The sequence below is a fragment of the Corynebacterium sp. Marseille-Q4381 genome (assembly GCF_036881695.1).
GTDB lineage: Bacteria > Actinomycetota > Actinomycetes > Mycobacteriales > Mycobacteriaceae > Corynebacterium.
In genome coordinates, this window is the sequence record NZ_JBAJNR010000005.1 from 79,994 (window position 1) to 92,947 (window position 12,954).

At 64.8% G+C, this 12,954-nt stretch carries 10 protein-coding genes; 4 read left to right on the forward strand and 6 right to left on the reverse strand.

The features are described 5' to 3' along the window. Positions 1-15: 15 nt before the first annotated feature. From V6D40_RS05545 to V6D40_RS05555, 3 genes are all read left to right on the forward strand, one after another. A complete protein-coding gene (locus V6D40_RS05545) occupies positions 16-1,128 on the forward strand; it encodes a hypothetical protein (protein WP_334289370.1) in 1,113 nt (370 codons plus the stop codon). A gap of 109 nt (positions 1,129-1,237) precedes the next feature. After that, positions 1,238-3,403 (forward strand): metallophosphoesterase family protein, encoded by a 2,166-nt coding sequence (locus V6D40_RS05550; protein WP_334289371.1) that lies wholly within the window; start codon positions 1,238-1,240, stop codon positions 3,401-3,403. A 278-nt stretch (positions 3,404-3,681) separates the two neighbouring features. Continuing rightward, positions 3,682-4,554: a hypothetical protein gene (locus V6D40_RS05555; protein WP_334289372.1), complete on the forward strand. Its 873-nt coding sequence runs from the start codon at positions 3,682-3,684 to the stop codon at positions 4,552-4,554. A gap of 80 nt (positions 4,555-4,634) precedes the next feature. On the opposite strand, the gene V6D40_RS05560 is transcribed toward V6D40_RS05555, so the two are convergent. The 5 genes from V6D40_RS05560 to V6D40_RS05580 form a co-directional block, all read right to left on the reverse strand. Beyond that, entirely contained in the window at positions 4,635-5,369 is a 735-nt protein-coding gene (locus V6D40_RS05560) for an amino acid ABC transporter ATP-binding protein (protein ID WP_334289373.1), read from the reverse strand. Further along, entirely contained in the window at positions 5,370-6,041 is a 672-nt protein-coding gene (locus tag V6D40_RS05565; protein WP_334289374.1) for an amino acid ABC transporter permease, read from the reverse strand. Then, entirely contained in the window at positions 6,031-6,684 is a 654-nt protein-coding gene (locus tag V6D40_RS05570; RefSeq protein WP_334289375.1) for an amino acid ABC transporter permease, read from the reverse strand. Before V6D40_RS05570 ends, V6D40_RS05565 begins: the two co-directional genes overlap by 11 nt. 19 nt (positions 6,685-6,703) lie before the next feature. Beyond that, entirely contained in the window at positions 6,704-7,570 is an 867-nt protein-coding gene (locus V6D40_RS05575) for a cysteine ABC transporter substrate-binding protein (protein WP_334289376.1), read from the reverse strand. Between the two features lie 115 nt (positions 7,571-7,685). After that, positions 7,686-11,459 (reverse strand): Pls/PosA family non-ribosomal peptide synthetase, encoded by a 3,774-nt coding sequence (locus tag V6D40_RS05580; RefSeq protein ID WP_334289377.1) that lies wholly within the window; start codon positions 11,457-11,459, stop codon positions 7,686-7,688. A gap of 214 nt (positions 11,460-11,673) precedes the next feature. Here V6D40_RS05580 and V6D40_RS05585 point away from each other — a divergent pair, with 214 nt between their 5' ends. Further along, positions 11,674-12,501, forward strand: coding sequence for a hypothetical protein (locus V6D40_RS05585; RefSeq protein WP_334289378.1), 828 nt, complete (start codon positions 11,674-11,676; stop codon positions 12,499-12,501). A 10-nt stretch (positions 12,502-12,511) separates the two neighbouring features. On the opposite strand, the gene V6D40_RS05590 is transcribed toward V6D40_RS05585, so the two are convergent. Next, the gene (locus V6D40_RS05590; protein ID WP_334289379.1) at positions 12,512-12,952 is read right to left on the reverse strand and encodes a MarR family winged helix-turn-helix transcriptional regulator; all 441 of its coding nucleotides are present in this window, start codon (positions 12,950-12,952) and stop codon (positions 12,512-12,514) included. Positions 12,953-12,954 lie beyond the last annotated feature (2 nt).

Consider the following 12,954-nt stretch of genomic DNA (forward strand, 5'->3'; position numbering starts at 1 on the left):
AGGAGAGATAGATCTATGAAGCGCATTAACAAGTCCGCTATTGCGGTAGCACTGGCCGGCGCGCTGACGCTCGGCGTTTCCCCGATGGCTGGCGCCGCAACCCCAGCAACCCTCAAGCAGGGCGACGTGGTGTTCGATGCTGACGGCAACATTGTCACCTCGTTCAGCGGCACCACCGACGGTTTGGTGGTCCTCGAGGACGGCGACGTTGTGTACGACTCCAACTCCCAGAACGTCACCGCTGACCGCTCCGCCACGGCTCCGGCTGCTCCCGACGCACCTGCACCGCAGGGCAACACCCCCGCAACTCTTCAGCCGGGTGACCTTGTCTACGATGCGGACGGCAACATCGTCACCTCGTTCAGCGGCACTGACAACGGCTACGTCGTTCTTAAGGATGGCGACGTCGTGTACAACTCCAACTCCGAAAATGTGACCGCGGAGCGTTCCGGCAACGCGCCGGTAGTTGAGGGCGAGATTGTGAGCTCGACCCCGGTGACGCTGTCCAAGGGTGATCGTATCGTTGACTTCGCTGGCACCGAGAAGCTCGTTGCTGAGGCTGACGGTCAGCTTGCGAACCTCGAGCCGGGCGACCGCGTCGTCGCTGGCGACGGCGTTGAGGTCACCAACGAGCGCAAGGGTGTTGAGGGTGCAAATGTTCCGACCCCGGTGACGCTGAGCTGGGGCGACATCGTTGTAGATAAAGACGGCAACGTCGTGCTGACTGCGAAGGCCAACGGCGAGTACGCCGTTCTCCAGCCGGGTGACAAGGTTATCCCGGCAGGCAAGATCGGTGCTGGCGTGCTTGGCGGCCTCGGTGCTCTGACCCTCGGCGGCATTCTTTACAACGTTGTGAAGAACGCGCAGGGCGAGAACGTGCTGGTCCCGGCAGATCGCCCGGATCAGACCCCGACTGCTGAGGACGAAAAGAAGACTGAAGAGCTCGTGCAGGCGCACGCGGACGAGATCGCTGACCAGGCTGCAAAGCAGAACGCTGCCAACGGCGAGCTCCGTGGTGTCGGCGCCAACACCGGTAACAACGCCTTCGGCAAGGGCCTCATGACCCTGCTGCTGGCTTCCGTGCTTGCTGCTGCGGCGTTCGTGTTCGGCCGCCGCCAGCTGGTCTAAGCCCCCCTTCGATCCCCGCTGTCAAGCGTCTGCGTAGCAAGATGCAACAGCGGGGATTCTTCATGCGCTCACCCTGCGTACCCACATGCTCTGCATTAAATTCAGGCGCATGTCACTGCATCGCCACGCTCGCGCAGCCGTCGCTGCCACCATCGCCGTCGCCCTCGCCGCTCCGTTCATCAGCCCAATCACCGCCACCGCGATCCAGCCCGATTCACTTCCCGAATCCACCCGCCCGTACCTCTATTTTGAAAGCTTCGACGGAGTCCGCAACCCAGCAAAGTTCACGCATCGCCTACCGGAGGGATGGGGCCAGAACGTCACCGGCGTGACCTCCGGCGAGGCCCGCTGGAACGGCTGGACCCTGTCCGACATGCGCAACTGGGTGTGGGCGTCCGGCACCGACGAGCGGCACTACTTCACCCAAGGCCACGACCAGATGGCCATCATCGACTCGCAGCAGCAGGCTCTCGCACCGCGCGATTCGATGAACGCGACGCTCACCTCCGCGCCGATCGACGTCACCGGCACCGGGAGCGTGGCGCTCGAGTTCGACCACCACTACCGCCAGGGTCGCAAGGGCCAGTCGGCGAAGGTCAGCGTTTCCTTCGACGGCGCAGAGCCCCGCACCGTCGCCACCTTCACCGAAAACCGCTACACCCAGCACGAGTACTACGAGATCGACGTGCCCAAGGGTGCCAAGGAGATGCGCGTCGAGTTCAGCTACCTCGGCGGCAACAACGACTACTGGTGGGCGATTGACAACGTCGCTGTGCGTGAGCCCTTCACCCAGCCCGCCGACAAGCCGGTCACGATCATCGACGTCATCTCCGACACCCAGGACGACCCCGAGGACTACAAGCTGGCCATCCGCCACCTCAACGCGATGCCGGACAAGGCGCAGGCGCTCGTCATTAACGGCGACATCGTTGATACCGGCCGCCAGGAGCAGTGGGACAAGTTCATGAAGGCTCGCCGCGAGGTCACCCACGATTCCGGGGTGGAGCTGTGGACCATCGGCAACCACGAGCTCTACGGCCAGGAGCTCGACTTCCAGGTGAAGATGGACCGCTACTTCAAGTACGCCGGCCAGGTCACCGGGCAGACAAAGCCGTGGCAGGAGATCGTGGTGAACGGCACGCCGCTGATCGGCATCAGCACGGAGTACTACCAAGACTCCGACCGCGACGGCAAGGAACCGTTCCAGCGCATCTCCGCCGAGCAGCTCGCGTGGCTCGACGAGCGCCTCGCTCTCTGGGACGCCGAGGGCGTGACCGCACTCGTCTTTACTCACCCGCTGCTGCCGGAAACGGTCTCCATGTCGCACTCCCGCAACTACCAAAACGACTTCGAGGACCTCACCGCGCTTTCCGACGTCCTCTCCAAGTACAACGACCTCGTCCTGTTCACCAGCCACTCGCACGCCTCGCTGCGTCAGCCGAACTGGTGGGGCACAAGGCTTTACGACGGCACCCCGCAAGGCTCCATCGGTTTCCCCGTGTTCAACACCGGCGCCATCCTCAACGAGTACATGCCGCTTGGCGACCACGCCGAGCGCATCACCGACTCCCGCGCCGCCACCGGCCTTCGCGTGAAGATCTACGACGACCGCGTCCGCGTCGAAGCCTGGGACTTCAAGTCCGGCCACGGCCTGACCAACCTCAACCCCGGCAAGCCGGAGATGATCAAGTACCAGGACATCTCGAAGCAGCGCCGCCTCTCCGACCCGACTCCAACCCCGACACCGACCGAAACCACCACGGTCACCCAGACCGCAACACGCGAGGTCCCAACGACGCTCACGTCGACGGTCACCACCGCTGTGCCCACGACTATCGAAACCACGGTTGAAAAGACCCTGGAGACCACGGTCGAGAAGACCGTCGAAATCCCGACCACCGTCGAGACCACCGTGGAAGCGACTGTTACCGCAACGGTGCCCACCCCAGTCCCCACCACGGTGACCTCCGTTATCCCGACGGTCATCTCCACGACGGTTACGAACACGGTGACGACCCCAGTCCCGACGACGGTGATCTCGGAGGTATCGACCACCGTGACAACTGAAATCCCGACTACAGTGACCGAGACCGCCACCGAGACCGTCACCCAGACCACGACCAGGACCGAACCGCAGCCTGCTCCTGCGTCTTCCGGTTCCTCCACCGGGGGAGTGATCGCTCTGTTGCTCGGGCTTTTGGCCCTCGTCGCAGGCGCACTCGTTTACTTCACCCCGCAAATCGAACAGCTGCTGGCGACGCTTCCTGGTTTCTAAACCCGCACTTCCAAACCCCCATTTCTCGAGTAGATTGCTTCGCCCTCGTGCGCGGTACTCGAGAAATGGGGGTTACGAAGTGGGTGTTTAGAAGTGCGGGTTTCGGGGTCGGGGTCGGCTTCGTTGCGACGATGCGGACAGTCGCTAAAAGTAATAAATGAGGCTCATGTGAATTGAGTTGCAAAAGTGTCTTGAATTAACGCGTGAGTATGCGGATCGTCTGCTGCAGAGTCTCAACCCGAAGTTGAGAGTCTTCGTCTGGCAAGGAGAAGAAATACATGAAGCGCTTTAACAAGACCGTCGTTTCGCTGGCAACCGCCGGTGCGCTCGGCTTCGGTGTTGCACCAATCGCATTCGCTCAGGACGCTCAGTTCGGCGATCTGCCGGTCACCGAGGGTGAGGGTGCTCTCGCGGTTGACGCGAACTACCCCGAAAACCCGGTTGACAACACCCCAGGTACTACCGTCAACCTTCCTGAGGGTGCTACTTGGGATGAGAGCATCGCACCGGCACCAAATGCTCCGGCCACCAGCATCGATGAGCTGACCAAGGCTCAGCCCGAGGCGCAGAACACAACTGCTCCTCTCGCGAACGTAGTTTGCACCGACGGTGACGGCAACCGTGTTACCTACCTGCGCCACGCTGATGGCCTGAACTACGTGAAGGACGGCTACGACACCACTGGCGCGCTTCCGGGCGCGGCTGGCGCATACCGTTCCTACGCTGACCTTCAGGCAGACCAGAGCTGCGACCTCGTCGAAGGTGGCGACGTCCAGGGTGCCGTGACCCCGGGTGAGGTCACCACGGATCCGGCTGACATCGCCAAGGCAGTGGCGGCTGTCGTTGGCGCTGGTGTTGGCGCTGCCATCATCATCAACGGCGTGAAGTACTTCCTGAACAAGGACGGCAAGACTCTCGTTGAGACCCCAGAGCGCGTCCACATGGACGCGACCCCGGAGGAGAAGGCGAAGTCTGAGCAGCTGATCAAGGAGAACGCTGCTGAGATCAACAACGCTAACAACGCCCAGAACGAGCGTGGTATCGCTGCCGCTACCGGCGTGAACAAGATCCCGGCTGCGCTCATGACCCTGCTGCTGGCTTCCGTGCTTGCTGCTGCGGCGTTCGTGTTCGGCCGCCGCCAGCTGGTCTAAACACCATCCGCTTTCCCCGCTACTGAACGCCTGGAAGTCAGGCGCAGTGGCGGGTTTTGCGTTTGTGCGGGCGCAATTCCCTAAAACACCAGCTGGTCGAGGAACCGCTGTGCGCGCTCGCTCTTGGGAGCGGCGAAAAACTCCTCGGGGGGCGCCATCTCGACGATGCGGCCGGCGTCCATGAACGCCACGCGGTCCGCGACAGCGCGGGCGAAAGCCATCTCGTGGGTAACCACCAGCATGGTCATGCCCTCGCGCGCCAACCCAACTACGACGTCGAGCACTTCGCGCACGATCTCGGGGTCGAGGGACGCTGTGATCTCATCTAGCAGCAGCGCTTTCGGTTGCATCATCAGCGCGCGCACGATGGCCACGCGCTGCTTCTGGCCTCCCGAGAGCTCGCGCGGGCGGGCATCGGCTTTGGCGGCGAGCCCGACGCGCTCGAGGAGTCCGAGGGCGCGCTCCTTTGCCTCCGCCTGGTCGGCGCCCTGCACCACCTTCGGCGCGAGCAGGAGGTTCTCCATGACCGTCAGGTGGGGAAACAGGTCGTAGGACTGGAACACCATGCCCACGTCGGAGCGGACATCCTTCAGTTTGGTCGAACCCGCTGTGACTTCGCGGCCGTTGACCATGATTTGCCCGGAATCCACCGGCTCGAGACCGTTGACTGTGCGCAGCAGCGTGGACTTGCCGCAGCCGGACGGGCCGATGATGGCAAGGACTTCGCCGGGGTCGACGGCGACGGAGACGTCGTTAAGCGCCTTGTGCCCGTTCGGGTACGTCTTTGAAACGTGGGACAGAGAGATGAGCGACATCTAACTCCACCTTTCTTCCAGCTTGCGCGCGGCGAGCGAGATAGGGAAACACACGAGAAAATACAGCAGGAAGACCACCCCGTAGATCCACAACGCGGCGGAGGGGTAGTCGAAGCGGTTGGCGTCGATAATCTGCTGTGCCACCTTGAGCACCTCAACAACGCCAATGAGGGCGACGAGCGACGTCGTCATGATCATGCGGTTGGTCAGGTTAATGGTGGCGGGTAACAAGCCCCGCAACGCCTGCGGCAGCACGACGTGGCGGTAGAGCGCGCGACCTTCGATGCCGAGCGCCGCGGCCGAAAGGTACTGGTGCCGCGGCACGGATTCAATCGCGGCGCGCACCAAGTCACCGAGCTCGGCAGTGCCCCACAACGTAAACACAATTACTGCGGCTACGCGGGCGTCGAGGTTAAGACCCCACGCACGGGTTGCGTCGAAGTAGACCAGGAACAGCAACACCAGCTGCGGCATGATGCGCACAAACTGCAGGTAGATCTGGGTGACGATGTGGATAATTTTACTCTTGCGCGTCATCGCGACGCCCATCAACGTGCCGAGCACGATGGACAGCGCCATTGACGATAAGGCGATTTGGATGGAGACGCCAAGGCCTTGGAGGAGGCGGGTGAAATTGTTGCCGTCTGCAAGCACCTGGAGATCAGAAAACATTCGCGCGCACCTTCTTCTCCACCTGGCCGGCGATCAATGAAATCGGAAGCAGGATAATGAGGTAGAACGTGACCAGCAGCAGGAGCGCCTCCCGGGTTTCATACGTCTGGCCGATCTGTTCTTTCGCGGTGAACACCAGATCCGGCAGCGCGACGATGCTGACCACAGACGTCTCTTTGATCAGAAAGACAATGTTCGCGGTAATAGCCGGCAGGGCGAGGGCGGCAGCTTGCGGGGCCACGACGTGGCGCAGCGCCTGCATGCGCGACATGCCCAGGCTGAGGCTCGATTGCATCTGGATCGGTGCGACGCCCTCCAGCCCGGCGCGGATCGCCTCCGCCATGTACGCGCCGCCTAGGAGTCCTAGGCCAATGACTGCGCAAGTCTCGCTTTCAAGCACCACGCCGAGCTTCGGCAGACCGAAATACAGAAAGAAAAGCTGCACAAGCAGGGGGGTGTTGCGGAACAGTTCGATGTAGCCCCTGGCAAGCTGGGTGAGGATCGGTAGCTGGAAGAACCGGATACCGGCTACGACGGCACCGATAACAAAGGCCAGCAAAATGCCTTCGGCGGCAACCCTCACGGTGAGGACTGCCGCCGCTGCGTAGACCGGGATGTTCTCGGCGATAACCGAAAAGTCCATGAGCGTCGTGGTTGAAGGCTTAGAGCTGGCCACCCTCGACGACCAAGTCGTCGGCGGAGACCGCGTCGCCGTAGACGGGCTTCAAGGTCTTGTCGTAGGCGTCGTGGAAGAAGTTTTCCTTGCCCAGCTCAACCAGCTCGTCGTTCATCCAGTTGCGCAGGTCGTCGTTGCCCTTGGCGACGGCGCCCGCGATGGTGTCAATGTCACCGAGGGACGGGATGGTGGTGGAGAAACCATCGGTCTTTGCCGCCCAAGCGAGGGCCTCGGTGTTGTCTGTGACCCAGGCGTCCCCGCGTCCGTCGATAAGCGCGTTCGTCGCCTCGGTGTACTGCTCGAACTTGGTCAGCTTCACCTCTGGGTGGTTCTTCTCCAGGTAGGCCTCGGCCGTGGTGCCCTTGACCACGATCACGTTCTTGTCGGCCAAATCCTCGACACTCGTGATCGGTGCGCTATCCGGCGTGACCGCGCCGAGGGACACCTTCATGTACGGGTTGGCGTAGTCCACCTTTTCCGCACGCTCCGGGGTCACGGTGAAGTTGGCGAGGATGATGTCGACCTTGTTCGTGTCAAGGAATTCCACGCGGGAGGCTGCCTCGACCGGAACGTACTCGACGTCCACACCGAGGTCTTCGCCCAAGCGGTTGCCGTACTCGATGTCGTAGCCGGCGAACTTGCCGTCGGAGTCCACGTAACCGAACGGGGACTTGTCGGAGAAGACCCCGATCTTCACTGACCCGGCGTCTTGGATTGCGGCGACGTCGCGGAAGCCGTCGGAGGACGCACCGGTGTTATCGGTGGACTCTGCGGAGCACGCGGTCAGGGAAACCGCGGCGATCACGGACGCGGCTGCAGCGGCGAGGCGCGGACGGTGAGAGAAGAAGGACATGGTGTTTCGCTTTCTGAGACGGGAAAACGGTTCTAAGAACCACTCTGTTCAGTCAAACTACACCACTTGGTACAGAACTGGGAATAGTCGCGTACGCCCTTCCCCGCCGCAACCCCTACCGCACGGGCTCGACGGGGTTGCCCTGCCAGACGGTCATCGGCGGGACGGAGTCGCCGCGCATGACCAGCGAGCCCGGGCCGATGGTTGAGCCGGTGCCCAACACCGCGCCGGGGAGAATGACGGAGTTGGGGCCGAGGGTGGCGGCGGCGTCGATAGTCACCGTGTCGAGCGACATAACGCGGTCCTGGAAGAGGTGGGTCTGCACCACGGTGCCGGGGCCGACGGTGGCGCCTGCGCCCACGCGGCAGAGGTCCGTCTCCGGGAACCAGTACGACTCGACCCAGGCGCCGCGGCCCACCTTGACACCCAGGGAGCGCAGTGCCAGGTTCATCTCGCCGGAGCCGGTGGCCCAGTCGAAGAACCACGGCGCTGCGATCATCTCCACGAACTGATCCTGCAGCTCGTTGAGCCAGACGAACCAGGAGTACAGCGGGTGCTCGGCCGGGCGGTGGCGCTGAACGAGAGCCCACTTAAACACGAGCGTGATCGCTAGGGCCACCGCGCCGACCGCCATCCACAGCAGGCCGCCGAGGGCATAGGCCCACAGGCCGATGCGGCTGAGCAGCTCGGTCAGACCGATCGCGAACAGGGCGACCAGCAGCGCGTGGGCGATGGGGGCGAGCAGGCGCAGCGTCTCGACGAAGCCGCGGCGGGCGCGAAGGCCGGCACTAGGGGCGAAGGTTGCGGCATCGCCGGCTTCGGCCTCGACAGCGACGCGGCGCATGCGCTCCGGCGGGGAGCCCCACCAGTTGGACTTCGCCTTCGATTTCTTCGGCGCGGAGGAGAGCACTGCCACCAAAGAACCCTTGGCCAGCTTGCGGCCAGGCGCGACAATGCCGGAGTTGCCCACGAAGGAACGCTTGCCCACCACGGACTTCTCGGCGTGAATCCATCCGCTGGAGAGTTGGTAGGGGCCGATGAGGGTGTCGTCGGCAAGGAAGGAGTTCTCGCGGACGTCGGTAAGCATGGGCACCACCAGCGCTGTGGAAACCTCTGCTCCCTTGCCGATATGCGCGCCGAGTGAGCGGAACCAGACTGGGGTAAGGCGGCTGGCGTAGAGGGGGAAGAGGCGGGTGCGGGCGGCGTCGAGAAGCCTGACCACTGTCCACAGCCCCCAGCCGCGGGCGGAGCGCACCGGGTACGTGCCGGGTTTGACGGCGAGCTGCGCGAGGCGGACGAACACCCACGTGATCGCGAGGTCGGCGAAGAAGTAGGCGAGGCCGCCTGCGGCGATGGCGAGGATGAACGGTGAGCCGCCAACAAGCAGGAATAGACCGATCCAGATGCCGAAGGCAGCGGCGATGACGGGCACGCCGGCGATCGCGAGTGCCGTGAGGGCGTATAGCGCGACCCAGTAGCGGCGCTTCGGCGGACGTGTGTCGGGGAAGACCTGCGCGGCCTTCGCGGCCTTGCCCACTTTGCGGGCGGGGGAGCCCGCCCAGCGCGAGCCGGCCTTCACAGCCTTGTCGCCGGTGACGGTGGAGCCGGCCTCGATGTAGGCGCTCTCGCGGATTTCCGCGCCGGGCATGAGCGAGGAGCGTGCGCCGACGCGGGCGTCAGCGCCGACGAACACCTCGCCGACGTGCAGCTCGTCGCCGTCGAGCCAGTAGCCGGAGAGGTCGACGCCGGGTTCGATGGAGGCGCCCTCGCCGATGGTGACGAGGCCTGTGACCGGCGGCAACGACTGGTAGTCCACGTCCTTGCCCACGTGGTTGCCAAGCATGCGGGCGATAATTTTGACAAACGGCGCGGCCGAGATGTTGAGTGCGCCAGAGGCGGCCAGCCACTTCTCGGCGGCCCACAGCCGCAGGTGTGTCGCGCTGCCGCGCTTGTACACGCCAGGTTGCAAGCGACCGCGGATGAGCCGCGCGCCCCAGGCGCCGATGGGCACGCGACCGATCGGGGTGCAGAGGATGAGCCACAACAGCAGCAGACCCCACCAGGGTGCCGCGGGGGTGAGCAGGCTGAGCGCGATCAAGGCCCAGGTAATCGCGCTGGCGGCGCGCAGGGTCATGATGGGGATGAGTAGGAGTGTTTGCGCTGCGCGGGTGCCCGCCCCTACGGGTTGGACGGTGCGTTCGCGGGTGGTGGGGGAGGAGATGAGGTGGGCGTCGATTAGCGAAGCAAGCGCCCCTAAGCGCGGATGATCGTAGAGGTCGCGCACCGCGAACGTGGGGACGCGCTCGCGCAGGCGGGTGACCAGGGCGGCTGCGGCGAGCGAGGTCCCGCCGAGCGAGAAGAAGTCCGCGTCCGCGCCGGAGACGTCGACGCCGAGCACCTCAACCCACAGCCCCGCCACCCACTGCTCCGTCTCGGTGAGGCCGACCGCGGCGACCTCCGCCGGCAGCGGCCACGGCAGCGCCTTCTTGTCCACCTTGCCGGAGGTTCGCACCGGCAGCTCGTCCATCACGTGCAGGCGCGGCACGAGCGCGGCCGGCATCACCTCGGCGAGCTCGGCGCGCATCTCCGCGATGTCCAGCGTCGCGCCCGCCTGCGGGGAGACGTAGCCGACCAGCACCTTGTCGCTGCTTGGCAGCGTCTGCACGGCCACGGCGGAGTTGTACACGCCGTCGAGCGCCGCCACACTCGCCTCGACCTCGCCGAGTTCGATGCGCCGCCCGCCGATCTTGACCTGGTCGTCGGCGCGCCCGATGAACGCCAGGCCCTGGTCGGTTACGCGCACGTGGTCGCCGGTGCGGTACGCGCGCGCCCACTCGCCCCACGGGGCGTACTTCTCCGCGTCCTTCGCGGGATCGAGGTAGCGGGCCAGTCCCACGCCGCCGATGATCAGCTCGCCGTCCTCGGCGACCGCAAGGTCCCAGCCGTCAAGCGCCCAGCCGATGGTGACGGGCTTGCCTGGTTCAAGCTTGGCGGCGGAGGCGACCACCGTCGCCTCGGTCGGCCCGTACGTATTCCACATCTCGCGGCCGTTTGAAAGTCTGTCCGCCAGCTCTTGCGAACACGCCTCGCCGCCCACGATGAGCAGGCGCACGTTATCCAGCGCCTCGGCTGGCCAGAGACCGGCGAGCGTTGGCACGGTGGAAACGACGGTGATATCGCGGCGGATCAGCCACGGGCCCAGGTCCTGGCCGGAGCGCACCAGCGAGCGAGGCGCTGGCACGAGGCAGGCGCCGTGGCGCCACGCGAGCCACATCTCCTCGCAGCTGGCGTCGAACGCGACCGAGAGGCCGGCGAGGACGCGGTCGTCAGGCCCGAGCGGCTCGTCCTGGCAGAACAGGCGCGCCTCGGCGTCCACGAACGCGGCCGCCGAGCGGTGCGTCACGGCCACGCCCTTCGGCGTGCCCGTTGACCCGGAGGTGAAGATGATCCAGCAGTCGCTGTCTAGGTCGGGTCCTTTGAGGTCGCTCGTTTGCGGTCGTTCGGCCACGATGTCGAGGCCGTCGTCACTGAACAGCGCGTCGATTGTGGCCTCGCCGAACACCAGCTCGGCGCGCTCATCGGGGTCGTCGGCGTCCACCGGGACGTAGGCGGCGCCGGCAAACAGCGTGGCCAGGATGGCCAGGTATAGGTCCTTCGACCCCGAGGTCATGCGCACGCCGACGCGCGAGCCGCGCCCGATGCCGGCGCTGTTTAACTCGGCGGCGAGCTCCTCGACGTTTGCGACGAGTTCGGCGTAGGTGAGGATCTCGGAGCCGTCGTCAATCGCTGCTGCATCGGGGTGCGCGTCGGCGCTGGCGCGGACGATGTCCACCAGCGTGCGCGGCGGCGGCGCGAGGTGGCCGCGGTTGAGCCCGTTGAGATTTTGCATGCGGACAAGGCTAATTGTGCTCGCCGTTTCTGTAAAATGGTGGGAACTCTCCACGATTTGTGTCGCCCCACTGTTTGTGGGGTGGTCGCGGAGTTGTAGGTCTAGAGTTGTAGTTCTCCGCCAAATCGCAAGTGGGGCTGTTGTTATATACAAGTAGACCTACAACTCCGGAGTCTGGGCAACGGCGCGTGGGGCCCGGCGTAACATCGCAGCCATGACTGGCGACACCTACGTTCCGCGCAGGCCCCCCGAACTGCCGCGGTCGAGCCGCTACGACGCGCAGCAAAGGCGCCGCCCGAACCAGCCGGGCCATGCAAACCGCCCAAGCCAGCCGCGCCGCCCGCGTAAGCCGCAGTGGGTGTACTGGGTGCGCCGTGCCGGGGCGCTGATCATCCTCTTCCTGCTGCTCACGGGTATTTTCCGCGCGTGCAGCGGGCCCGCCGAGCCTGAAACGACGCCGGTAGAGACCACGCAGCCGACCACGACCACCGAAGCAACCACCGAGCAGTCCACACCGCCGCCCACGCACATCGAGGCGGCCAGGCCTGTGGAGATGGTCATTCCCGCCGTGGGCATGAGCGCGAAGTTCGACGACGGCGACTGCCGGGTGGCGGACGGCAAGATTGACCCCGCCGGGCTGTCGAAGGCCTGCGTGTACACCGCGGAGGACAAGCCCTACGAGCTGCCGGGCACTGATGCGGGCGACATTGTGGTGATCGCGGGGCACGCGGCGGCGGGCGTGCCGGCGGTGTTTGACAAGCTGTACAAACCCTCGGAGGACGCGCACACGCTCAAGCTCGGCGACACCCTCTTCATCCGCACCGCCACCTCCGGCGAGTGGTGGCTCAAGTACGTGGTCACCGATCTCCACGAGCCGATGAAGGATGCGCTTGCCGGCGACACCGCCATCTGGGGCACCGGCGCCACCCCGGGCCGGCTGCTCACCATCTCGTGCGTGCAGCCGGCGAACCCGTTCGAGGACTCGGTGCGCAACGCCGTGATCGGCTGGCAGTTTGAGGGCGTCACCGCCGAAGCTGCCTAGTAGAAAAGGACTAGCTTTCCTCTTCCAGGATCGCGCGCGAGAGCTTCTTCAGGCTCTTCAGCTGCTTGTTCGTGGACATGTCTAGCGCGCGGTCCTCGGCGTCGGCGACGTCTTTCGCCAGCGCGCTGTGCAACTTCGCGCCCTTCTTCGTCGGGGTGATGATCTGGCGGCGGCGGTCCTTGGGGTCGCGATCGCGCTTGACCCAGTCGTGGCTCTCCAACGAATCGACGAGGCGCACCATATCGGAGGCGTCGATAATCAGCACTTCAGACAGTTGGCGTTGGGAGAGCGGCTGCTCCATAACGCAGCTCAAAATCCAGTACTCGCGCATGCTGGAGCCGTGTTTCCCCAGAACTCGCTCCACCTCGTCCTTGGTATGGCGGCGTACGCGCTCAATCTGGAACGAGGGTGACTGCGTCAGCGTGCTGGGCAACTCTACCGTCTGGGACATGC